Genomic DNA, 22,212 nt, shown 5'->3' on the forward strand with positions numbered 1-22,212 from the left:
AAAGCCACTAGCTTAGAGTTTAACCACTCTGCTCTTTAACAATTCGGAAAAAGCTGATGAATAAAAGTAGTTCTTGATACTGCAAGTGTCTTGGAACTTCTTGGCGAAACAATGTTGTAAGCATCAGTCACTGATGCAATGCGACCATCAAGGCAGTTCCCCGCCAGTCCTACGGACTGACAGGAAACTTTTTGGGGTTGTATGGTTAAGTGACTAAGCGTGCACGGTGGATGCCTTGGCAGTCAGAGGCGATGAAGGACGTGCTAACCTGCGTTAAGCACGGGTGAGCTGGTAAGAAGCGCTTGAGCCCGTGATGTCCGAATGGGGAAACCCACTCTACTTTGTAGAGTATCGCTGTGTGAATACATAGCACAGCGAGGCGAACCGGGAGAACTGAAACATCTAAGTACCCCGAGGAAAAGAAATCAACCGAGATTCCCCTAGTAGCGGCGAGCGAACGGGGACCAGCCCTTAAGCAGCATTAGCGGTAGTGGAACGGTCCTGGAAAGGCCGGCAATACAGGGTGATAGCCCCGTACACCAAACCGCTCTTGTTGTGAAATCGAGTAGGACGGGACACGTGATATCCTGTCTGAACATGGGGGGACCATCCTCCAAGGCTAAATACTCCTGACTGACCGATAGTGAACCAGTACCGTGAGGGAAAGGCGAAAAGAACCCCTGTGAGGGGAGTGAAATAGAACCTGAAACCGTGTACGTACAAGCAGTGGAAGCCCTTCGAGGGTGACTGCGTACCTTTTGTATAATGGGTCAGCGACTTACTTTTAGTAGCAAGGTTAACCGTATAGGGGAGCCGTAGGGAAACCGAGTCTTAACTGGGCGAATAGTTGCTAGGAGTAGACCCGAAACCCGGTGATCTAGCCATGAGCAGGTTGAAGGTTGAGTAACATCAACTGGAGGACCGAACCCACTAATGTTGCAAAATTAGGGGATGACTTGTGGCTGGGGGTGAAAGGCCAATCAAACCGGGAGATAGCTGGTTCTCCCCGAAAGCTATTTAGGTAGCGCCTCGGACGAATACTACTGGGGGTAGAGCACTGTTTGGGCTAGGGGGTCATCCCGACTTACCAACCCCATGCAAACTCCGAATACCAGTAAGTACTATCCGGGAGACACACGGCGGGTGCTAACGTCCGTCGTGAAGAGGGAAACAACCCAGACCGCCGGCTAAGGTCCCCAAGTTCTGGTTAAGTGGGAAACGAAGTGGGAAGGCTCAGACAGCCAGGATGTTGGCTTAGAAGCAGCCATCATTTAAAGAAAGCGTAATAGCTCACTGGTCGAGTCGGCCTGCGCGGAAGATGTAACGGGGCTAAAACCAGGCACCGAAGCCGCGGATTCACGCTTTGCGTGAGTGGTAGGGGAGCGTTCTGTAAGTCTGCGAAGGTGTGTTGTGAAGCATGCTGGAGATATCAGAAGTGCGAATGCTGACATGAGTAACGATAAAGGGGGTGAAAAACCTCCTCGCCGGAAGACCAAGGGTTCCTGTCCAACGTTAATCGGGGCAGGGTGAGTCGGCCCCTAAGGCGAGGCCGAAAGGCGTAGTCGATGGGAAACGGGTTAATATTCCCGTACTGACACACATTGCGATGGGGGGACGGAGAAGGCTAGATGGGCCAGGCGTTGGTTGTCCTGGTGAAAGGGCGTAGGCGGTGACTTTAGGTAAATCCGGAGTTGCAACGCTGAGACCCGAGACGAAGGTACTACGGTACCGAAGTCATTGATGCCCTGCTTCCAGGAAAAGCCTCTAAGCTTCAGATGTGTGTGAACCGTACCCCAAACCGACACAGGTGGTCGGGTAGAGAATACCAAGGCGCTTGAGAGAACTCGGGTGAAGGAACTAGGCAAAATAGTACCGTAACTTCGGGAGAAGGTACGCTGGAGCGGGTGAAGTCCTTCGCGGATGGAGCCTGAGCCAGTCGCAGTGACCAGGTGGCTGGGACTGTTTATCAAAAACACAGCACTCTGCTAACTCGCAAGAGGACGTATAGGGTGTGACACCTGCCCGGTGCCGGAAGGTTAATTGATGGGGTTAGCCGTAAGGTGAAGCTCTTGATCGAAGCCCCGGTAAACGGCGGCCGTAACTATAACGGTCCTAAGGTAGCGAAATTCCTTGTCGGGTAAGTTCCGACCTGCACGAATGGTGTAACCATGGCCACGCTGTCTCCACCCGAGACTCAGTGAAATTGAAATCGCCGTGAAGATGCGGTGTACCCGCGGCTAGACGGAAAGACCCCGTGAACCTTTACTATAGCTTGGCACTGAACATTGACCCTACATGTGTAGGATAGGTGGGAGGCTGTGAAGCGGTGACGCCAGTTGCCGTGGAGCCATCCTTGAAATACCACCCTTGTATGTTTGATGTTCTAACTTGGTCCCCTTATCGGGGATGAGGACAGTGCCTGGTGGGTAGTTTGACTGGGGCGGTCTCCTCCCAAAGTGTAACGGAGGAGCACGAAGGTTGGCTAAGTACGGTCGGACATCGTACGGTTAGTGCAATGGCATAAGCCAGCTTAACTGCGAGACAGACACGTCGAGCAGGTGCGAAAGCAGGTCATAGTGATCCGGTGGTTCTGAATGGAAGGGCCATCGCTCAACGGATAAAAGGTACTCCGGGGATAACAGGCTGATACCGCCCAAGAGTTCATATCGACGGCGGTGTTTGGCACCTCGATGTCGGCTCATCACATCCTGGGGCTGAAGTCGGTCCCAAGGGTATGGCTGTTCGCCATTTAAAGTGGTACGCGAGCTGGGTTCAGAACGTCGTGAGACAGTTCGGTCCCTATCTGCCGTGGGCGTTGGATGATTGAGAGGGGCTGCTCCTAGTACGAGAGGACCGGAGTGGACGAACCTCTGGTGTTCGGGTTGTCACGCCAGTGGCACTGCCCGGTAGCTAAGTTCGGAATCGATAACCGCTGAAAGCATCTAAGCGGGAAGCGAGCCTCGAGATGAGTCATCCCTAGGTACTTGATACCTCTAAAGGGCCGTCCGAGACCAGGACGTTGATAGGCAGGGTGTGGAAGCGCTGTGAGGCGTGCAGCTAACCTGTACTAATGACCCGTGCGGCTTAACCATACAACACCCAAGAAGTGTGAGGCCTTGCAGGTCGAGACTACGAATTCTTCATTAAAATAACGCTTTTTCCGAATTCAAGTTTAATGCCTGGCGGCCATAGCGTTGTGGAACCACCTGACTCCATGCCGAACTCAGCAGTGAAACGCAACCGCGCCGATGATAGTGTGGCAGCTGCCATGTGAAAGTAGGTCACTGCCAGGCACCCAATACCGAAAAGCCCGATACGTTTGTATCGGGCTTTTTCCATTTCTACGGTCAACACCTTTCACATGGCAAAGGTAAACCCAGCGGAGCGCAGCGACCTCTTTGCTGTGAAAGTAGGGCGAAGCGCGCCCGGAAAAGGCACCGCCTTTTCAGCGCTGAGCGACCCGAGCTCTGCGAGGGGACGGGCCACTGCCAGGCACCCAATACCGAAAGCCCTTCACTGATGTGAAGGGCTTTTTTCGTTTCTGCTTATTTTCCACCAAATTTGACTCAGTTCACATTTTTTACTCTAATACCGGCTCGTTTTTCGAACATATAAAGGAAAAATCATGCCGATTCTTAATATTGCCCTGATCGAAGGTCGCAGCAATGAGCAGAAGGAAGCCCTGATCAAGGAAGTGACTGATGCCTGTGTACGCGCTCTGGATGTAAAGCCGGAAACCGTACGTATTCTGCTGCAGGATATCGCCACTCAGGACTTTGGTGTGGCTGGTGAGTCCGTTCGGGCCAAGCGGGAACGTCAAGCCTGAGCCATTCGGCCATAGGTTTTTGATTTCGGCCGGCGTAAACTGATGTGATGTTACTTTACGCCGGTTGATCATGAAAACCCTGTTATTTGTGGCTTTTGGCGGTGCTGTGGGTGCCGCACTGCGCTTTGTTATTACCGAGCTGATGAGTCGCTGGCTTGGTCGTTCTTTTCCGTTTGGAACTCTCACCGTTAATCTGACAGGCTCTTTGCTGATAGGCATCTTTTTTATACTGGTGCAGCAGCAGGCGCTTAATGTTCACACCTGGCGTCCCTTTATGATGGTAGGCATGCTGGGTGCGCTGACCACCTTTTCTTCTTTTTCTCTTGATTCGCTTCTGCTATTTGAGCACGGACAATGGTTTAAGGCCGGTCTGAATGTGTGCCTCAATGTGGTTTGCTGTATGATATTTACCTTTGTAGGAATGCAGATCACTCAAAGCCTGCTGGCTTCCCGTTAGTCCGGCCGGTGCATTTGCAGTACACTGGCTTACTTCGATTTTTACAGGTGTCTTGAGAATGTCAGAACAGCACAAGTCGACGACCCATTTCGGTTACCAGACCGTAAATGCCGATGAAAAAGAGCAGATGGTGGCCAGCGTATTCCACTCGGTGGCAGCCAAATATGATGTGATGAACGATTTGATGTCTTTTGGCATTCACCGCCTGTGGAAGCGCTTTACTATTGATTGCTCCGGCGTACGCCCGGGCCACAAGGTGCTGGATCTGGCTGGTGGCACTGGTGATCTGACCGCCAAGTTCTCCCGCATGGTAGGTGATCAGGGTCAGGTGGTACTGGCCGATATTAATGACTCCATGCTTAAGGTGGGCCGCGACAAGCTGCGCAACAAAGGCCTGGGCAGCAATATTGCCTATGTGCAGGCCAACGCCGAGGCGTTGCCTTTTCCGGATAATCACTTTGACCTGATCACTATCGCTTTTGGCCTGCGCAATGTCACCAACAAGGATAAAGCGCTGGCGTCCATGCAGCGAGTGCTCAAGCCCGGCGGCCGCCTGCTGGTACTGGAGTTCTCCAAGCCTCAGCATGAGATCATGAGCAAGTTGTACGACTTCTACTCCTTTAATGTGTTGCCAAAAATGGGTGCACTGGTGGCTCAGGACAGCGAAAGCTATCAATACCTGGCCGAGTCGATTCGTATGCATCCGGATCAGGAAACCCTCAAGCACATGATGGAAGAGGCCGGCCTGGAGCAGGTGGAGTATTTTAATCTCACCGACGGCGTAGTGGCGCTGCATCGCGGGTTCAAGTTCTGATGAAGGCTTTGCTGTTACCGCTATTGAACGGCACTCTGGAAACGGCTATTAACCGGATGCTGCAAAGCTCCGGCAGTGCACAAAAGCTGAAATCTTTGCATGGTAAAGCATTGCAGCTTACGGTGACCGAGCTGACCAGCTTTTACCTGTTGTTTACCGGAGATCGCCTGGAGTTGCTGGGCAAGTATGAAGGCCCGGTCGACAGCCACCTCAGTCTCTCTCTCAGCGCGCTTGGTCTGCTAAAAGACAGAGGGCTGTTGATGCAGTACATACGCGATGGTCATATCGATCTGCAGGGGGATCCGCAACCCTGGCAGGATTTGAGTAGTGTACTGCGGGATAACCCTGTTGATATCGAAGAAATGCTGGTGCCCTATACCGGTGATGTACTGGCGCACCTGATTTGTCGCCATGGCCGTGAGACCAGACTGGCTTTACAACAGCACGTTATCGAAGCCCGGCTGCATCTTGGTGACTTTGTACGGGAAGAAGCCCGGCTGGCGGTGGGGCCACTGGAGCTGGCCGACTTTGGTGATGAAGTGGACGAGTTAAGCAAACGATTGAACCGCCTGCAGGGACGCCTGGCGACACTGACCGACAAGGTGACCCATTCATGAGAAAACTGCGGGAGCTGCGCCGTCTCTACCAGATTGGCTGTACTCTGTTTGACTACGGCCTGGATGAGCTGATTCCGGCCCGGCTGCAGATCTGGCCGGCTCGTATGGCTCGCAAAAGCCTGTTCTGGCTCAAGAACAAGCATCCGGACTTATCCCGGGGTAAACGTATTCGTCTCGCGCTGGAAAGTCTGGGGCCGGTGTTTATCAAGTTTGGCCAGATGCTTTCCACGCGGCGTGATCTGCTGCCGCCGGACATTGCTGAAGAGCTGGCCATGCTGCAAGACAGGGTCCCGCCCTTTGATGGCAAACTGGCCCGCCAGCAGATTGAACACAGCCTGCGTCAGCCCATTGAAACTTTGTTTGATGACTTTGACGAAAAGCCCCTGGCATCGGCTTCCATTGCCCAGGTGCATACCGCCCGGCTGAAAACCGGTCAGGATATCGTGATCAAGGTGATTCGTCCGGGCATTGAGCGCACGATAGAGGCTGATGTCAGCCTGATGCATTCCATGGCCAGCTTAATCGCGCGGCTGGTGCCCGAGCGCAGCAGCCGGCTGCGGCCGGTAGAAGTAGTAGAGGAATACCGCAAAACCCTGCTTGATGAGCTTAACCTGCTGCGTGAAGGGGCCAACGCCATTCAGTTGCGCCGTAACTTTGAAGGCTCCCGTACTCTCTATGTGCCCGAGATCTACTCCAGTTACTGTCATGAAAATGTACTGGTGATGGAACGTATCTATGGTATACCGGTATCCGATATTGCAGCCCTGGAAGCTAACGGCACCAATATGCAGCTGCTGGCGGAGCGAGGCGTTGAGGTGTTCTTCACCCAGGTATTCCGGGACAGCTTTTTTCATGCCGATATGCACCCTGGCAATATTTTCGTGTCTTATGAGCACCCGCAAGACCCGCAGTGGATTGGTATTGACTGCGGCATTGTCGGTACCCTGAACCGGGACGACAAACGCTATCTGGCAGAGAACTTTCTGGCCTTTTTTAACCGTGACTACCGTAAGGTAGCCGAGCTGCATGTGGAGTCGGGCTGGGTGCCTGCTGACACCAAGGTGGAAGAATTCGAGTCGGCCATTCGTACCGTGCTCGAGCCCATTTTTGAAAAGCCCCTGTCAGAGATCTCTTTTGGCCATGTGCTGCTGAATCTGTTTAACACCGCCCGCCGCTTTAATATGGCGGTGCAGCCCCAGCTGGTGCTGCTGCAGAAAACCCTGCTCTATGTAGAAGGAGTCGGGCGGCAGCTTTATCCGCAGCTGGATCTGTGGAAAACTGCCAAACCGTTTCTGGAAGACTGGATGCAGAAGCAGGTGGGTTACAAAGCGGTGATCAATGGGGTTAAGGAAAATGCACCTTACTGGGCGGAAAAACTGCCGGAAATTCCGGAACTGGTTTATGACGCTTTGCGGCAGGCCAAGTTTCAGCAGCGGCAGATGAACGGCCTGTATGAGCGCTACGCTACTCATGATAAACGTCAGGGGCAGGGCCGTTTTTTGCTGGCCATGGGTGTCTCCACCCTGCTGGCCAGCACCCTGTTACTGGGCATGGATGAAAGCCGGCTGGCTCTGTCTGGCATGGTGCTGACTTTGGTTGTATGGTGGCTGGGATGGCGGCGAATAGCATGATAGTTTGATCCGGTATCAAATATTCGTCATATACCTGCAATATAATGGCCTTTTATCATTATCTGTTTGCAAAGGAAACGTGAGTTATGGGTGGAATCAGTATCTGGCAACTGCTTATCGTGGTACTTATTGTGGTACTGCTGTTTGGAACCAAAAAGTTGCGTGGCATGGGAAGTGACCTGGGCTCGGCAGTAAAGGGCTTTAAGAAAGCCATGAGCGACGAAGATCAGGATAAGAAAGACGCCGACTTCGAGCAGCAGAAGCTGGCCGACAAGAAAGAGCAGGCGGAGCCACAGAACGAGCAGGACAAAGCCAAAGATAAAGATCGGGTATAAGTCATGTTCGATATCGGTTTTTGGGAACTGGTGGTGATTTCCGTGATCGGGTTGTTGGTGCTGGGACCCGAGCGCCTGCCTGTTGCTATTCGCACCGTGTCCCGCATGTTTAAAACAGTACGGGATACCGCCAATGCGGTGAAAACCGAGCTGTCCCAGGAGCTGAAAATGGAAGAGCTGCACCGGGATCTGAAAAAAGCCGAGCAGCTCGGCATGAAGGATCTCAGCCCCGAGCTGCAGCAGTCCATCGACCAACTTAAAGACGCCGCCGCTTCCGTTAACCGGCCTTATGAAAAACGGCCCGAGCAAAGCGCGGATGAGTCCGTTAACACAGAGCCCCGGAAACCATCTGAATGACTGAATCACAGCAGCCTCTGATCAGCCACCTGGTGGAGCTGAGGACACGCCTGTTGCGCGCCCTTGCCTCCGTGCTGGTGGTGTTTCTGGGGCTGGTTTATTTTGCCAACGATATCTATAGCCTGCTGGCTACGCCATTACTCAAGCAACTGCCGGAAGGGGCGGGCATGATAGCCACCGGAGTGGCCACGCCGTTTTTAACCCCTCTTAAACTGACGTTGATAGTGTCATTTTTTGCGGCCATTCCCATTGTGCTTTATCAGGTCTGGGCTTTTATTGCGCCGGGCCTGTACAAGCATGAAAAACGGCTGATAGCCCCTTTGGTGTTTTCCAGTGCTCTGCTGTTTTATGCCGGTGCGGCCTTTGCCTACTTTGTGGTGTTTCCGCTGGCCTTTGGTTTTTTCACCAGTATGGCACCGGAAGGGGTTACCATTGCCACCGATATTGCCAGTTATCTGGATTTCGTGCTGGGGCTGTTTATTGCTTTTGGCATCGCCTTTGAAATTCCTATTGCCACCATACTGCTGTGCTGGACCGGCGTCACCACGCCTAAGGATCTGGCCGCCAAGCGACCCTATGTGGTGGTGATCGTCTTTATTGTCGGTATGTTGCTGACACCACCGGATGTTATTTCACAGACGTTGCTGGCCATTCCCATGTGGCTGCTGTTTGAAATCGGTGTTTTCTTCGGGCGCTTCTATGTGCGTAAGCAAGAAGACGATGAGCAGGAAACTACGCCGTGATTGATATTGGCGTTAATCTCACCAGCTCTCAGTTCGATAAAGACAGAGAGGCGGTACTGGAGCGGGCTCATGCTGCCGGTGTTACCGGCCTTATTCTGACCGGTACCAGCCTGACAGAAAGCCGGGCGGTGGCAGAGCTTGCTGCAGAGCGGCCCGGCTTTTGCTATGCCACCGCCGGGGTGCACCCCCATGATGCCAAAACCTTTGACGATACCACTCTGAATGAGTTGCGTGAGCTGGCGACACAACCCCAGGTGGTAGCCGTGGGGGAGTGTGGTCTCGATTTTAACCGGGATTTTTCGCCCCGGCCCCGGCAGGAGGCGGCCTTTGAGGCTCAGCTGGCCCTGGCAGCCGAGTTGCAATTGCCGGTGTTTATGCACTGCCGGGATGCCCATGAGCGTTTTATGGCCATTCTCGGGCCCTGGCGCGCGCGCCTGCCGGCGGCAGTGTTGCACTGCTTTACCGGCACCGAGGATGAGCTGAACGACTGCCTGGCACTGGACCTGCATATTGGTATTACCGGCTGGATTTGTGATGAACGCCGGGGCAGAGAGCTGCAGCGGCTGGTATCACTGATCCCGCCTGAGCGGCTGATGCTTGAAACCGACAGCCCTTATCTTATTCCCCGGGACTTGTCCCCCAGGCCGGCCTCCCGCCGCAACGAACCCGCCTACCTGCCCCATATTGCCGGCCGCATTGCCGCCTGCCGGGGTGAACATACCGCTGAGCTGATTGCGGCAACCACCGCGACCAGCAGGCGCTTTTTTCAACTTCAGGAGTGAACATGACCAAACAAGTGATGGGTGGCTTTCCGGGCCGCCGTCTGCGCCGCCTGCGCAAGCATGATTTCAGCCGTCGCCTGGTGCGCGAGCACACCCTGACCGTGGATGATTTAATCTATCCGGTATTTGTGCTGCCCGGCATTCAGCGCCGTGAGGCGGTAGAGTCCATGCCCGGAGTGGAGCGTATGTCCATTGACCTGCTGCTGAAGGAAGCCGAAGAGCTGGTGGCACTTGGTATTCCGCTGCTGGCCCTGTTCCCGGTGGTGAATGCTGCCGAGAAAACCCTGCTGGCAGAAGAAGCATACAACCCCAACGGTCTGGTGCAGGAAGCGGTGCGGGAGCTGAAAGCCGCCTTTCCTGAACTGGGCATCATGACCGACGTGGCCCTGGACCCTTACACTGTGCACGGTCAGGACGGCATTCTCGATGAAGACGGCTATGTGCTGAACGACGTGACCACCGAAGTGCTGGTGAAGCAGGCGCTCAGTCATGCTGCCGCGGGTGCCGATATGGTAGCCCCGTCCGACATGATGGACGGCCGCATTGGTGCCATTCGTGAAGCGCTGGAAGCAAACGGCTTTATCAATACTCAGATCATGGCCTACTCCGCCAAGTATGCGTCCAACTATTATGGCCCTTTCCGCGATGCCGTCGGCTCTGCCGGTAACCTCAAGGGCGGCAATAAGGCCACTTACCAGATGGATCCGGCCAATACTGATGAAGCCCTGCAGGAAGTGGCCTACGACATTGAAGAAGGGGCCGACATGGTGATGGTCAAGCCGGGTATGCCCTATCTGGACGTGGTACGCCGGGTCAAGGAGCAGTTTGGTGTGCCTACCTTTGCCTATCAGGTCAGTGGCGAATACGCCATGCACATGGCAGCCATTCAGAATGGCTGGCTCAAGGAGCAGGAAACCATTATGGAATCACTGCTGTGCTTCAAGCGCGCCGGTGCCGATGGTATATTGACCTACTTTGCCAAGCGGGTGGCCCAGTGGCTGAAAGAAGATAAATAAAAAAGCGCCGAAAGGCGCTTTTTTATGCTTCCACTATATGCAGCGGCCAGCCCATGGCCGCTTGTCGCTCAGCTTCTGTGTTCAGCTCACTGGCCCGCAGATGGTGACCTTTACACCAGCCGGCAGGTAAGGTGAGCGTCAGTTGGTTACCTTGTTGCCTTAACTGAAAGGCCGGCACCGTGCCCTGAGTACGGCGCAAACACAGAATAATGGCCAGGCGCAGCAAACGAGCCAGCAGTATGGCTCTGTCAGCCTTGATGGCGCACTGAGACGTCAGTGCCTCAGGGTAGAACTCATCTCTGTGATTCAGCAGCAGCGCCGCCAGCAGGCTTTTCTGGGGAGCAGTAAAGCCCGGCAGATCAATATGACGAATAATATAGGCAGCATGCTCCGGGGCACGCTTGTACTCAATACACAGGCCCAGCTCATACAGCATGGCGGCCCGTGCCAGCATGCAATGTTCGTCACTGCTGGCGGCGGGTTGCAATTGTTTCAGTGCCATAAGGGCGGTGTTGCGTACTCGTTCGCCCTGCTCCCGGTCCAGCTGATAGCGAGCAATCAGACTGTCCAGGGTTCTGTCCTGGGCGTCACAGTCCTGCCGGGTGCCCAGCATACTGTAGATAAGCCCTTCCCGCAGGGCACCGCCCGCCAGCACCATGTGTTCAATGCCAAGCGTGTCGAACAGAGCAATTAAAATGGCCAGACCCGAGGCAAATACTGGTGCGCGCTCGGGTTTGAGCCCGTGCAGTTGCAGCTGTTCTACCTTGCCGCAGGCGATGGCCTGCTCTTTCAGCCGGTACAGCTTGGTCAGGGTAATGTGTTCGTTTTCCCCCTGAGCCATCATGATTTCCTGAATGGCCTGTACCGTGCCGGAGGCACCAAAGGCATGCTGCCAGCCCAGCTTGAGATAGCTGGCCGCCACCGACGACAGCTCACGCTGGGCTGCCTGAATAGCCTGTTGAAAGTTGTCGTGAGTCAGCTCATTGTCCGGAAAGTAACGCGTCAGCCAGGTTACACAACCCATATTCAGGCTGTTCAGCAACCCCGCAGAGGTCCCCTCACCAATAATCAGCTCAGTACTGGCTCCGCCAATATCGATAACCAGACGGCGGCCGGTGCCGGAAGACGTCCAGGCCACGCCCTGATAAATGGTAGCGGCTTCTTCCTCGCCGGAAATAATCTGTACTGGGTGGCCGAGAATAGCCTCAGCCTGCTCAAGAAAAACCCCAATATTGGTGGCCAGCCGTAATGTGGCGGTGCCCACAATGCGCACCTGACCGACGGGCACATCCTGCAGTTGTTCGGCAAACAGTTTCAGACAGTCCCAGCCTCGCTCCATGGCAGCGTTATCCAGGCTGCCATCCGCCTGTAATCCCGCAGCCAGCCGTACTTTGCGTTTGACCTTGGCCAGCGTACGGCTGGCTCCTGCCACCTGTTGCACCACCAGCATGTGAAAACTGTTGGAGCCCAGGTCAATGGCGGCATACAGAGACGGGTTCTTCACGCTGGCTCAGCCCCGGTTACCCTGCGGCCGGCGACGGCGGTTGCCGCCGGGGCGGCGCTGATTACCACCCTGGCGATCCCGTACATTACGGTTCATGCCAGCTCTGTGATGGTGAATACGTTTGGGTGGTGTTACATCGTCCAGCAGGGCGGCACTGTCATATTTACTGACCGGAATTTCATGCTCAATGTAAGCCTCTACCGCCGGCAGGTTGAACACATATTCTTCACAGGCAAAGCTGATGGAGCAGCCGCTGGCCCCGGCCCGGCCGGTACGGCCAATGCGATGCACATAGTCTTCGGCGTCGTCGGGCAGATCGTAGTTGAACACATGGCTCACATCGGGAATGTGCAGACCGCGGGCGGCCACGTCGGTGGCCACCAGAATATCGAGGGCACCACCGGTAAAGTCTTCCAGAATTTTCAGGCGCTTTTTCTGGGGTACGTCACCGGTGAGCAGTCCTACACGGTGGCCATCAGCGTCGAGCCAGGCGAATACTTCCTCACAGCTGTGCTTGGTGTTGGCAAAAACAATGGCTTTATCGGGCCATTCTTCTTCCATCAGCGTCAGCAACAGCCGCATTTTTTCTTCCTGTGCCGGATAGAACAGTTCTTCCTTGATGCGTACGCCGGTTTTTTGCTCCGGCTCCACCTGTACATGTTCAGGATCGTTCATGTGCTCATAAGCCAGCTCCTGTACTCTGTGCGACAGAGTGGCGGAAAACAGCATATTCTGGCGCTGAGTAGCCGGCGGCATGCGGCGGAATAAAAAGCGAATGTCCTTGATAAAGCCCAGATCGAACATGCGATCCGCTTCATCCAGCACCACCACCTGAATGGCGTCCAGGCTAATCACTTTCTGCTTGAAGAAGTCGATAATGCGGCCCGTCGTGCCGATCAGAATGTCCACCCCTTCATTCAGCACCTGAGTCTGCTTTTCATAGCCATCGCCGCCATAGGCCAGCCCCAGTCTCAGACCGGTGTGCTCACTCAGGGTGTCGGCATCGTTATGGATCTGCACCGCCAGCTCCCGGGTCGGAGCCATGATGATGGCGCGGGGCTGATTGGTTTGACGGTTGGCCGGAGCGGGAGTGGTCAGCAAATGATTAAAAGTGGCGGCAAGAAAGGCAATGGTTTTGCCGGTGCCGGTCTGGGCCTGACCGGCGATGTCTTTGCCGGTAAGCAGGGGCGGTAACGACAGCGCCTGAATGGGCGTGCAGTTATGAAAACCTTTGGTTTCCAGTCCGGCCAGCACTTGTGGCTGCAGGCCCAGCTGGGTGAATTTGGTTTCAGTAAGGTGTGTCTTGCTCATAGCATTCAGATTATCAGGTTAGGCTTGCAATAATAAACAGGATCATTTGAAATAGGCCAACTAAATTGCCCTTTTGTTGTGTGTTTTTGAAGGGTAAAACTGACTGGAGTTGGATATGAGTGACAAAATTGTTCAGCTGACCGATGCCAGCTTCGATGCAGACGTCATCAAGGCTGAAGGCCCGGTGCTGGTAGATTTCTGGGCTGAGTGGTGTGGTCCGTGCAAAATGATCGCCCCCATTCTGGATGAGGTGGCCGGTGAGTATGAAGGCAAGGTAACCGTTGCCAAGCTGAATATTGATCAGAATGCAGAAACCGCTCCCAAATACGGTATTCGTGGCATTCCCACCCTGCTGTTGTTCAAGAACGGCGAAGTGGCAGCCACCAAAGTCGGTGCCCTGTCCAAGACTCAGCTGAAAGAGTTTCTGGACGCCAACCTGTAATCTCAGCAAGGGGTGCGCAAGGCACCCCTTGTGGTTTTTGCTAGACGCATTTCCTTTTTGGTGCTAGTTTATTGTTCGTTTGCTAGCCTATTTTGTGCCTTTAAGGCTCTTCTTAATTAATTCATCAATCCGGCAGATTATTTCTGACCATTTGACATTCCTGGTTGATAGACACTCACCACTATGAATCTGACTGAACTCAAGAATACCCCTGTATCTGAGCTGATAAAGCTTGGGGAAACCATGGGCCTGGAAAACCTCGCCCGCTTGCGCAAGCAAGACATCATCTTTGCTATCCTCAAAGCCCATGCCAAAAGTGGTGAAGATATCTTCGGTAATGGCGTGCTCGAAATTCTGCAGGACGGCTTTGGCTTTCTGCGCAGCGCCGACTCTTCCTATCTGGCCGGCCCAGATGACATTTATGTGTCTCCCAGCCAGATCCGCCGGTTTAACCTGCGTACCGGTGACACCATAGATGGCAAGATCCGGCCTCCAAAAGATGGCGAACGTTACTTCGCTCTGCTCAAGATAAGCCAGGTCAATTTCGACAAGCCCGAAAACTCCCGCAACAAGATCCTGTTTGAAAACCTCACTCCCCTGCATGCCAATGAGCGCATGAAAATGGAGCGGGGCAATGGCTCTACCGAAGACATTACCGCCCGGGTGCTGGATCTGGCTTCTCCTATCGGCAAGGGCCAGCGTGGTCTGATTGTGGCACCGCCCAAAGCCGGTAAGACCATGCTGCTGCAGAACATTGCCCAGAGCATCACCTATAACCACCCCGAGTGTGTGCTGATCGTGCTGCTTATCGACGAGCGTCCTGAAGAAGTGACCGAGATGCAGCGCATGGTCAAGGGTGAAGTGATTGCTTCTACCTTTGACGAACCGGCGGCCCGTCACGTACAGGTGGCCGACATGGTCATCGAGAAGGCCAAGCGCTTGGTTGAGCACAAGAAAGACGTGGTCATTCTGCTCGACTCCATTACCCGTTTGGCCCGTGCCTACAACACAGTGGTGCCCAGCTCTGGCAAGGTGCTGACCGGTGGCGTAGACGCCAATGCCCTGCACCGTCCCAAGCGTTTCTTTGGTGCGGCCCGGAATGTGGAAGAGGGTGGCAGCCTGACCATCATCGCCACGGCTCTGGTAGATACCGGCTCCAAAATGGATGACGTTATCTATGAGGAGTTCAAAGGCACCGGTAACATGGAACTGCACCTGTCCCGCAAGATCGCCGAGAAGCGCGTCTATCCGGCCATCGACATCACTCGCTCCGGCACCCGTCGCGAAGAGCTGCTCACTACCAGTGACGAGCTGCAGAAGATGTGGATCCTGCGCAAAATCGTGCACCCCATGGGTGAGATTGACGGCATTGAGTTCCTCATCGACAAGCTGGCCATGACCAAGACCAACGACGAATTCTTTGACGCCATGAAACGTCAGCAGAAGTAATCGTTGCTCAGCATAAAAAAACCGCGGCTTGCCGCGGTTTTTTGTTGTAATACAAGCAGCTGCAAAGCGAAGCAGGTATAATCCGGTCACCTGAACGCTGTGTAATATTGTCAGCTGAATTCGTGCCACTGGAATCAGCAGCAGGGTTGCGCTGCGCCGACACGCTGCTAGCCCATCCCTGGGGCGCTCGGCACATGCCATCCCTGGCATGTGACGGTCGGCTCCGGCAATCCCTGCTACTGCTTCCTGTTACCATCGGAGCTGCTTGTAGCTGGCAGCACCGGGATGAGACAGGAGGTCAGGGGGCGTCTGTGTCGACGCACCCTCTGCGCCATGGAAGGCGCAGCGGAGCCCCCATGGATGGGTTCACGGCGTGTCGGCAACACAGTGGCCACTGGCCGACGAAGCTGCACGGCATCACCGACGGTTGCAGCCTTTGAGCAGGCATCAGCCTTAAAGCCACTCGATACACTCGGAACAACCTATGAAATACAAGGATTTACGAGATTTTATCGCGCAACTCGAAGCCCGGGGGGAGCTGAAGCGCATTCATCAGGAAATTGACCCCTACCTGGAAATGACCGAAGTTTGCGATCGCACCCTGAAGGCGGGCGGTCCGGCGCTGCTGTTTGAAAATCCCAAAGGCTTTGATATGCCGGTGCTGGGTAACCTGTTCGGCACGCCCAAGCGGGTGGCCATGGGCATGGGCCAGCCCGATGTGGGCGCGCTGCGGGAAGTGGGTCGCTGGCTCTCCTATCTGAAAGAGCCTGAGCCGCCCAAGGGCCTGAAAGAGCTGATGGAAAAGCTGCCCATCTTCAAACAGGTGCTGAACATGCCGGTCAAGCGGCTGAAAAAGGCCCCTTGTCAGGAAGTCATTCAGGAAGGGGAACAGGTCGATCTCACTCGCATTCCGGTACAGCACTGCTGGCCTGGTGACGCAGCGCCCTTGATCACCTGGGGCCTGACCATTACTCGCGGACCTTATAAAAAGCGCCAGAATTTGGGCATCTACCGTCAGCAGGTGCTGGGCAAAAACAAGGTGATTATGCGCTGGCTCAGCCATCGTGGCGGCGCCCTCGACTTTCGTGAATGGCAGGAAGCCAACCCCGGCAAACCCTATCCGGTGGCAGTGGCCCTGGGTGCCGATCCGGCTACTATTCTCGGTGCCGTAACCCCGGTGCCCGACACCCTGTCGGAATATGCCTTTGCCGGCCTGCTCAGAGGCAGTCGTACTGAAGTGGTCAAATGCATCGGCTCGGATCTGGAAGTGCCGGCCAGTGCTGAAATTGTGCTGGAAGGCTATATCTATCCTGATGACATGGCCCCGGAAGGCCCTTATGGTGACCACACCGGTTACTATAACGAGGTGGATGAATTTCCGGTGTTTACCGTGGAGCGGATTACGCGCCGCCGCGATGCCATTTATCACTCCACCTATACCGGCCGGCCGCCCGATGAACCCGCGGTGCTGGGGGTGGCACTGAACGAAGTGTTTGTGCCCATATTACAAAAGCAGTTTCCGGAGATTGAAGATTTCTATCTGCCACCGGAAGGCTGCTCCTACCGCATGGCGGTGGTGACCATGAAAAAGCGCTACCCCGGCCATGCCAAACGTGTCATGCTGGGCGTTTGGTCGTTTTTACGGCAATTCATGTATACCAAATTCGTTATTGTGTGCGACGACGATATCAATGCCAGAGACTGGAACGATGTGATCTGGGCCATTACGACCCGAATGGACCCGGCGCGGGATACCACATTGATTGAGCACACGCCCATCGACTATCTGGACTTCGCCTCACCGGTTTCCGGCCTGGGCTCCAAAATGGGTCTGGATGCCACCAACAAGTGGCCCGGAGAAACCAACCGCGAATGGGGCGAAACCATAGTGATGACGGATGAGGTTAAACAACGGGTCGATGCGCTGTGGGATCAACTTGGTATCCTGAGCACGAGTGCAGAACAGAATGAGAACAAAGGATAGTCATGCAAAAAATTAGCTGTAAAGTCGAAGCCATTCACGAAATGGCCGACACCCTCTGGTATGTGCGGCTGAAGCCGGAGCAGGTAGTGGATTTCAATGCCGGCCAGTATTTGCTGGTAGTGATGGCAGACGACGACAAACGCCCCTTTTCCATTGCCAACAAGCCACAGGAAAACGGTGAGGTCGAACTGCACATTGGTGCCTCACCCGACAACACCTATGCCCTGCAGGTGCTCAGACGCATGCAGGAGCAGGGCCATATTGAGGTACAGCTGGCAGCGGGCAAGGCCTATTTGCGTGAATCCCGTCATCCGGTGATCCTGATGGCCGGTGGCACCGGCTTTGCCTATACCCGCTCCATTTTGCAGCAAATGCTGGCCGACGGTCTGCATAAGCCGGTATTTATCTACTGGGGCGTGCGCCATCAAGAGCATTTATACGCCCATGAAGAACTGACAGCCTGGGCTGCCGAGCATAAAGAGCTGACCTATGTGCCCGTGGTGCAGAATGGCGGCGAGCAGTGGCAGGGACGCAGCGGTCTGGTGCATGAAGTCATTATGGATGATTTCCCCAGCCTGACCGGTTACGACATTTACGTGGCCGGCCGCTTTGAAATGGCAGGCGTGGCGCGGGAAGCCTTCAAGGAAAAAGGCGTGGATGCTGAACGCCTGTTTGGCGATGCTTACGAGTTTATTTAAACAGCTCGTCGAGTAAAGGAGCAGCGTCCTTTAGCTAAAAATAATGCCGGGCTTGCCCGGCATTATGCTTTTCAGCGGCAACTATTCCTGCTCATTGCGGCCATCGGCCAGCTGCTGTTCCAGCAGGGCCAGGCGGGCTTCCAGTTCGTTCAGTTTTTCCCGGGTGCGCAGCAGTACCTTGGTCTGCACATCAAACTCTTCCCGGGTTACCACATCCAGTTTGCCCAGCTGAGACTGCAGCACGGTGCGAATGCGTTTTTCTGCTTCCTCACCCATGTTCTTCAGGCCGGCGGGCATATTGCTTTGGATCTGTTTGGCGATCTCTTCCAGTTTTTTCGGGTCCAGCATGGTCGCTCTCCTTAAAATATTGCTGCTATTGTAACCCAATACTGCTACTCATGGGGATTCGGGATTGGCCTGCTGCAGCGCAATTTGACGAAAGGCACGAATAAGCGGATCTTCCAGCCGTTTCTTAAGCAGACAGACGCCCACCTCAAAGGGTTTCAGATCCGGTGTCACCGCCAGCCGCTGAATTTTATCGGCCATGGGGCTGTGGCGAATGACCGCTGTGGGCACCAGCGCCACGCCACAGCCCAGCGCCACCATGCCGACGATGGCCTCGTTGCCGGCCACTTCGGCATACACATTCGGGCTGATGCCCTTATTACGAAACCATTGATTGGTGCGCTTTCGGGCCACACCCTGCTCCGGAAGAATCACCGGAATCTTGCCCCAGTCGGCGGGACTTTGCTGCAGCAGCTCGTTGGCCAGGCAGGGAATGCGCGGCGCAATAAACACCAGCGGCACCGTTTGCAGCCGAATAAACTCCAGCTTGGCGGGCAGCGCATCGGGGCGGGCGGCAATGGCCAGATCCGTTTCCTCATTCAGTACCTTGTCGATGGCCAGCGCCGGGTCACCGGTTTCCAGCCGCAGCTCCAGTTGCGGATAGCGGGTACGAAAGCGGGCCAGAATGTCGGGTAACAAAAAGTAACTGGCGGTTACTGAGCAAAACAGCCGCAGCCGGCCCTGCAGAGGGCTGTCGTTATGCTTGAGCCGGTCGCGCATCTGATCCCAGTCGCCCAGCCAGCTTTCGGCAAACTGCTGCAGCTGCAGCCCGGCCGGCGTCAGTGCCACGCTGCGGTTGTCCCGCAGCAGCAGCTCGCAGCCCACTTCCTGCTCCAGCCGCTGAATGGCCCGGCTCAGGGTAGACGGGCTCACTGCCATGGCATCGGCAGTGCGGCCAAAATGCAGGCTCTGGCTGAGGTGAACAAATAATTCAAGATTGCGTAAGTCCATTTTGTTGCACCAAATGAAATACTCTGTTTCGAATATATCATTTCCGGCAACGAATGGCCTGGGGTATAGTGCTGGGGTCGTCACCGAAAACGGTGCAAGCATTCAAAAATAACGGATTAATTGGAGCAAAAGGTCATGGCTACTAACTATTTCAACACCCTGAACCTGCGTCAGCAGCTCGAGCAGCTGGGCAAGTGTCGTTTTATGAACCGCGAAGAATTTGCCGACGGTTGTAACTACCTGAAAGGCAAAAAGGTGGTTATCGTTGGTTGTGGTGCTCAGGGTCTGAACCAGGGTCTGAACATGCGCGATTCCGGTCTGGACGTGGCCTACGCCCTGCGTGCTGAAGCCATTGCCGAGAAGCGCAAGTCTTTCGTGCAGGCCACCGAGAACGGCTTCAGGGTAGGCACCTATGAAGAATTGATCCCGACCGCTGATCTGGTGATGAACCTGACTCCGGACAAGCAGCATACCTCTGCCGTTAACGCCGTTATGCCGCTGATGAAAGACGGTGCGGCCCTGGGTTACTCCCACGGTTTCAACATTGTTGAAGAAGGCATGCAGATCCGTAAAGACATCACAGTGGTGATGGTGGCGCCCAAGTGCCCCGGCACTGAAGTACGTGAAGAATACAAGCGTGGCTTTGGTGTGCCGACCCTGATCGCCGTTCACCCGGAAAACGACCCCAAGGGTGAAGGGCTGGCCATCGCCAAGGCCTGGGCCTCTGCCACCGGCGGCGACCGTGCCGGCGTGCTGGAATCTTCCTTCGTAGCCGAAGTGAAATCCGACCTCATGGGTGAGCAGACCATACTGTGCGGTATGCTGCAGGCCGGTGCCATCGTGTGCCACGAGAAAATGGTGGCCGACGGTATCGACGCTGGCTACGCCGGCAAGCTGATCCAGTTTGGCTGGGAAACCATCACCGAAGCCCTGAAGCAGGGCGGCATCACCAACATGATGGATCGCCTGTCCAACCCGGCCAAGATCAAGGCTTTCGACCTGGCCGAAGAGCTGAAACAGCTGATGCGTCCGCTGTTCAACAAGCACATGGATGACATCATTGAAGGCAACTTCTCTGCCGGCATGATGGCTGACTGGGCCAAGGACGACCACGATCTGCTGACCTGGCGTGAAGAAACTGCTGAAACCAGCTTTGAGCAGTACCCGGCGACCGACGTGGTGATTGGAGAGCAGGAATACTTCGATAACGGTATTCTGCTGGTAGCCATGGTGAAAGCTGGCGTTGAGCTGGCATTTGAAGCCATGACCGCGTCCGGCATCATCGACGAGTCTGCTTACTATGAGTCGCTGCACGAACTGCCGCTGATCGCCAACACCGTTGCCCGTAAGCGTCTGTACGAGATGAACGTGGTTATCTCCGACACCGCCGAATACGGTAACTACCTGTTCGCCAACGCTGCCGTACCGCTGCTGCGCGAGAAGTTCATGCCCAAGGTAGGCACCGATGTGATTGGCAAGACCATCACCGTTGAGTCCAACTCCGTTGACAACCGTCGCCTGATTGATGTGAACGAAGCGATTCGCAACCACCCCGTAGAAATTATCGGCAAGACCCTGCGTTCCTATATGACCGATATGAAAAACATCGCCGTTGGCGGTTAAACAAACAAAACAATAAACAGAGCTGTAAACAGGGAGACTTCGGTCTCCCTTTTTTGTTTGGTGAGCAGGGATTTGGGAATGGGGATTAGGGGCTGACGGTTTTAGTCCCGAGTCCCCAATCCCGGTGACTTTGATATAATATCCAGCTGAATTCTGCGGGAGTGAATAATGAGTTTTGACGAGCGTTTCGGGGGCATTGCCCGCCTGTATGGTGCCCGGGCCCTGGCCCGGTTTGCCGAGGCCCATGTATGTGTAATTGGCATTGGCGGTGTGGGCAGCTGGGCGGCGGAAGCCCTGGCGCGTTCCGGCATTGGCGCTATTACCCTGATCGACATGGACGATATCTGCATTACCAACACCAACCGGCAGATCCACGCCCTCAGCAATCAGATTGGCGCAGAAAAGACTCAGGCCATGGCTGAACGCATTGCCCTGATCAACCCGGACTGCAAAGTAACTGTGGTGGATGACTTTATCAGTGCCGACAACCTCAGTGAGCATCTGCTGGCGGGGTTTGATTATGTGGTGGATGCCATCGACTCGGTGCGGGCCAAGGCGGCACTCATCGCTTTTTGCAAGCGCAACAAGATCCCGGTGATCAGCGCCGGCGGTGCCGGTGGCCAGATAGATCCTTCCCAGATCCAGTTAAAGGATCTCAGCAAGACCATTCAGGATCCATTGGCGGCTAAGGTACGGGGCGAGCTGCGCCGCTTCTATAACTTCAGCAAGAACCCCAAGCGCAAGTTTGGCGTGGACTGTGTGTTTTCCACCGAGCAGCCCCGTTACCCGGACGGCGAGGGCGGCATCTGCAGCGCCAAGCAGGAATCGGACGGCACCATGAAAATGGACTGCGCCTCGGGCTTTGGCGCTGTTACCCATATCACCGCCACTTTCGGCTTCTTTATGGTCAGCCGGGTGCTTTCGCGGCTTGCTACGCAAGCAGCTGTAAGCGATCAGCTATAAGCTGTAAGTCGCTCATCAGCTGGCTATGGCTTCTGAGCCGTGCTTGTTTACCCTATGCAGTATGTCACTCCGGCGAAGGCCGGAGTCTATTGCTCAGGCTGGAGTCTGCAGAAACGTGCACTACCGTCGGTCAAAGCGTACTGCTTCTCCGGCACGCTGTGAATACCTCCCTGTACGCTCCGTCGCGCCATCCCTGGCGCGAAGGGCACGGCGAAGCAGACACCCTTTGCCCTCCTCAGAACACTCTGAGCCGACTGACAGCATGCAGGCAACGCCGATGTTTCACGAAGCAGCAGTGGGGATTGCCGTAGCCGACCGTCACCTGCCATGGAAGGCAGGTGCCGAGCGTCCCATGGATGGGCTC

The 22,212-nt window shown here is 55.1% G+C and carries 20 protein-coding genes and 2 rRNA genes; 18 read left to right on the forward strand and 4 right to left on the reverse strand.

All coding sequences use genetic code 11. From position 1 onward, the window contains the following. Positions 1-203 precede the first annotated feature (203 nt). The 12 genes from N2M06_RS01695 (at position 204) to hemB (ending at position 10,578) form a co-directional block, all read left to right on the forward strand. Positions 204-3,092 (forward strand): 23S ribosomal RNA (locus tag N2M06_RS01695). Positions 3,093-3,178: 86 nt separating this feature from the next. Beyond that, positions 3,179-3,293 (forward strand): 5S ribosomal RNA (gene rrf / locus N2M06_RS01700). A 332-nt stretch (positions 3,294-3,625) separates the two neighbouring features. Continuing rightward, a complete protein-coding gene (locus tag N2M06_RS01705; protein WP_019935205.1) occupies positions 3,626-3,826 on the forward strand; it encodes a 2-hydroxymuconate tautomerase family protein in 201 nt (66 codons plus the stop codon). A 70-nt stretch (positions 3,827-3,896) separates the two neighbouring features. Next, positions 3,897-4,283 (forward strand): fluoride efflux transporter CrcB, encoded by a 387-nt coding sequence (gene crcB, locus N2M06_RS01710; RefSeq protein ID WP_346351400.1) that lies wholly within the window; start codon positions 3,897-3,899, stop codon positions 4,281-4,283. A gap of 58 nt (positions 4,284-4,341) precedes the next feature. Beyond that, positions 4,342-5,097 carry a bifunctional demethylmenaquinone methyltransferase/2-methoxy-6-polyprenyl-1,4-benzoquinol methylase UbiE gene (gene ubiE / locus N2M06_RS01715; RefSeq protein ID WP_019935203.1) on the forward strand — a complete coding sequence of 252 codons (756 nt, stop codon included), beginning with the start codon at positions 4,342-4,344 and terminating at the stop codon, positions 5,095-5,097. After that, positions 5,097-5,714, forward strand: a complete 618-nt coding sequence (locus N2M06_RS01720) for an SCP2 sterol-binding domain-containing protein (RefSeq protein WP_346351401.1) — start codon at positions 5,097-5,099, stop codon at positions 5,712-5,714. Before ubiE ends, N2M06_RS01720 begins: the two co-directional genes overlap by 1 nt. Next, entirely contained in the window at positions 5,711-7,345 is a 1,635-nt protein-coding gene (gene ubiB / locus N2M06_RS01725; RefSeq protein ID WP_346351402.1) for a ubiquinone biosynthesis regulatory protein kinase UbiB, read from the forward strand. Before N2M06_RS01720 ends, ubiB begins: the two co-directional genes overlap by 4 nt. 86 nt (positions 7,346-7,431) lie before the next feature. After that, positions 7,432-7,680, forward strand: coding sequence for a Sec-independent protein translocase subunit TatA (tatA, locus tag N2M06_RS01730; RefSeq protein WP_019935200.1), 249 nt, complete (start codon positions 7,432-7,434; stop codon positions 7,678-7,680). Between the two features lie 3 nt (positions 7,681-7,683). Continuing rightward, positions 7,684-8,037, forward strand: a complete 354-nt coding sequence (gene tatB, locus N2M06_RS01735; RefSeq protein WP_317074639.1) for a Sec-independent protein translocase protein TatB — start codon at positions 7,684-7,686, stop codon at positions 8,035-8,037. Continuing rightward, positions 8,034-8,780: a twin-arginine translocase subunit TatC gene (gene tatC / locus N2M06_RS01740; RefSeq protein WP_019935198.1), complete on the forward strand. Its 747-nt coding sequence runs from the start codon at positions 8,034-8,036 to the stop codon at positions 8,778-8,780. The genes tatB and tatC overlap by 4 nt, the downstream gene beginning before the upstream one ends. Further along, on the forward strand, positions 8,777-9,562 hold the full coding sequence (gene tatD, locus N2M06_RS01745; protein ID WP_346351403.1) for a 3'-5' ssDNA/RNA exonuclease TatD: 786 nt from the start codon (positions 8,777-8,779) through the stop codon (positions 9,560-9,562). Before tatC ends, tatD begins: the two co-directional genes overlap by 4 nt. Positions 9,563-9,564: 2 nt before the next feature. Beyond that, a complete protein-coding gene (gene hemB, locus N2M06_RS01750) occupies positions 9,565-10,578 on the forward strand; it encodes a porphobilinogen synthase (RefSeq protein ID WP_019935196.1) in 1,014 nt (337 codons plus the stop codon). A gap of 22 nt (positions 10,579-10,600) precedes the next feature. Here hemB and gppA read toward each other — a convergent pair whose 3' ends face one another. Together gppA and rhlB are read right to left on the reverse strand one after the other, a co-directional pair. Next, positions 10,601-12,082, reverse strand: a complete 1,482-nt coding sequence (gppA, locus tag N2M06_RS01755) for a guanosine-5'-triphosphate,3'-diphosphate diphosphatase (RefSeq protein WP_346351404.1) — start codon at positions 12,080-12,082, stop codon at positions 10,601-10,603. Positions 12,083-12,088: 6 nt separating this feature from the next. After that, the gene (gene rhlB / locus N2M06_RS01760; RefSeq protein ID WP_019935194.1) at positions 12,089-13,393 is read right to left on the reverse strand and encodes an ATP-dependent RNA helicase RhlB; all 1,305 of its coding nucleotides are present in this window, start codon (positions 13,391-13,393) and stop codon (positions 12,089-12,091) included. 115 nt (positions 13,394-13,508) lie between these two features. Between rhlB and trxA the strand changes: the two genes are divergently transcribed. The 4 genes from trxA (at position 13,509) to fre (ending at position 17,966) form a co-directional block, all read left to right on the forward strand. Beyond that, a complete protein-coding gene (trxA, locus tag N2M06_RS01765; RefSeq protein WP_014290643.1) occupies positions 13,509-13,835 on the forward strand; it encodes a thioredoxin TrxA in 327 nt (108 codons plus the stop codon). Positions 13,836-14,018: 183 nt separating this feature from the next. Continuing rightward, positions 14,019-15,284, forward strand: coding sequence for a transcription termination factor Rho (gene rho / locus N2M06_RS01770; RefSeq protein ID WP_019935193.1), 1,266 nt, complete (start codon positions 14,019-14,021; stop codon positions 15,282-15,284). A gap of 484 nt (positions 15,285-15,768) precedes the next feature. Continuing rightward, a complete protein-coding gene (gene ubiD / locus N2M06_RS01775) occupies positions 15,769-17,268 on the forward strand; it encodes a 4-hydroxy-3-polyprenylbenzoate decarboxylase (protein ID WP_346351405.1) in 1,500 nt (499 codons plus the stop codon). A gap of 2 nt (positions 17,269-17,270) precedes the next feature. Continuing rightward, on the forward strand, positions 17,271-17,966 hold the full coding sequence (gene fre / locus N2M06_RS01780) for an NAD(P)H-flavin reductase (RefSeq protein ID WP_019935191.1): 696 nt from the start codon (positions 17,271-17,273) through the stop codon (positions 17,964-17,966). Positions 17,967-18,047: 81 nt separating this feature from the next. Here fre and N2M06_RS01785 read toward each other — a convergent pair whose 3' ends face one another. Together N2M06_RS01785 and ilvY are read right to left on the reverse strand one after the other, a co-directional pair. After that, on the reverse strand, positions 18,048-18,314 hold the full coding sequence (locus N2M06_RS01785; protein ID WP_317074643.1) for an accessory factor UbiK family protein: 267 nt from the start codon (positions 18,312-18,314) through the stop codon (positions 18,048-18,050). A gap of 48 nt (positions 18,315-18,362) precedes the next feature. Further along, positions 18,363-19,262: an HTH-type transcriptional activator IlvY gene (ilvY, locus tag N2M06_RS01790; protein WP_317074644.1), complete on the reverse strand. Its 900-nt coding sequence runs from the start codon at positions 19,260-19,262 to the stop codon at positions 18,363-18,365. 135 nt (positions 19,263-19,397) lie between these two features. On the opposite strand from ilvY, the gene ilvC reads away from it, so the two are divergent. After that, on the forward strand, positions 19,398-20,885 hold the full coding sequence (gene ilvC / locus N2M06_RS01795; protein WP_317074645.1) for a ketol-acid reductoisomerase: 1,488 nt from the start codon (positions 19,398-19,400) through the stop codon (positions 20,883-20,885). 168 nt (positions 20,886-21,053) lie between these two features. Beyond that, on the forward strand, positions 21,054-21,848 hold the full coding sequence (gene tcdA, locus N2M06_RS01800) for a tRNA cyclic N6-threonylcarbamoyladenosine(37) synthase TcdA (RefSeq protein ID WP_346351406.1): 795 nt from the start codon (positions 21,054-21,056) through the stop codon (positions 21,846-21,848). The last annotated feature ends 364 nt before the right edge of the window (positions 21,849-22,212 follow it).

The sequence above is a fragment of the Oceanimonas sp. AH20CE76 genome, from assembly GCF_039654065.1.
In the GTDB taxonomy this organism is placed as follows: Bacteria; Pseudomonadota; Gammaproteobacteria; order Enterobacterales; family Aeromonadaceae; genus Oceanimonas; species Oceanimonas smirnovii.

Bases quoted from the DNA above. Each gene is read 5' to 3' on its own strand.
- N2M06_RS01705 (WP_019935205.1), top strand. From the start codon at position 3,626: ATGCCGATTCTTAATATTGCCCTGATCGAAGGTCGCAGCAATGAGCAG.
- crcB (WP_346351400.1), top strand. From the start codon at position 3,897: ATGAAAACCCTGTTATTTGTGGCTTTTGGCGGTGCTGTGGGTGCCGCA.
- ubiE (WP_019935203.1), top strand. From the start codon at position 4,342: ATGTCAGAACAGCACAAGTCGACGACCCATTTCGGTTACCAGACCGTA.
- N2M06_RS01720 (WP_346351401.1), top strand. From the start codon at position 5,097: ATGAAGGCTTTGCTGTTACCGCTATTGAACGGCACTCTGGAAACGGCT.
- ubiB (WP_346351402.1), top strand. From the start codon at position 5,711: ATGAGAAAACTGCGGGAGCTGCGCCGTCTCTACCAGATTGGCTGTACT.
- tatA (WP_019935200.1), top strand. From the start codon at position 7,432: ATGGGTGGAATCAGTATCTGGCAACTGCTTATCGTGGTACTTATTGTG.
- tatB (WP_317074639.1), top strand. From the start codon at position 7,684: ATGTTCGATATCGGTTTTTGGGAACTGGTGGTGATTTCCGTGATCGGG.
- tatC (WP_019935198.1), top strand. From the start codon at position 8,034: ATGACTGAATCACAGCAGCCTCTGATCAGCCACCTGGTGGAGCTGAGG.
- hemB (WP_019935196.1), top strand. From the start codon at position 9,565: ATGACCAAACAAGTGATGGGTGGCTTTCCGGGCCGCCGTCTGCGCCGC.
- rhlB (WP_019935194.1), bottom strand. From the start codon at position 13,393: ATGAGCAAGACACACCTTACTGAAACCAAATTCACCCAGCTGGGCCTG.
- trxA (WP_014290643.1), top strand. From the start codon at position 13,509: ATGAGTGACAAAATTGTTCAGCTGACCGATGCCAGCTTCGATGCAGAC.
- rho (WP_019935193.1), top strand. From the start codon at position 14,019: ATGAATCTGACTGAACTCAAGAATACCCCTGTATCTGAGCTGATAAAG.
- ubiD (WP_346351405.1), top strand. From the start codon at position 15,769: ATGAAATACAAGGATTTACGAGATTTTATCGCGCAACTCGAAGCCCGG.
- fre (WP_019935191.1), top strand. From the start codon at position 17,271: ATGCAAAAAATTAGCTGTAAAGTCGAAGCCATTCACGAAATGGCCGAC.
- N2M06_RS01785 (WP_317074643.1), bottom strand. From the start codon at position 18,314: ATGCTGGACCCGAAAAAACTGGAAGAGATCGCCAAACAGATCCAAAGC.
- ilvY (WP_317074644.1), bottom strand. From the start codon at position 19,262: ATGGACTTACGCAATCTTGAATTATTTGTTCACCTCAGCCAGAGCCTG.
- ilvC (WP_317074645.1), top strand. From the start codon at position 19,398: ATGGCTACTAACTATTTCAACACCCTGAACCTGCGTCAGCAGCTCGAG.
- tcdA (WP_346351406.1), top strand. From the start codon at position 21,054: ATGAGTTTTGACGAGCGTTTCGGGGGCATTGCCCGCCTGTATGGTGCC.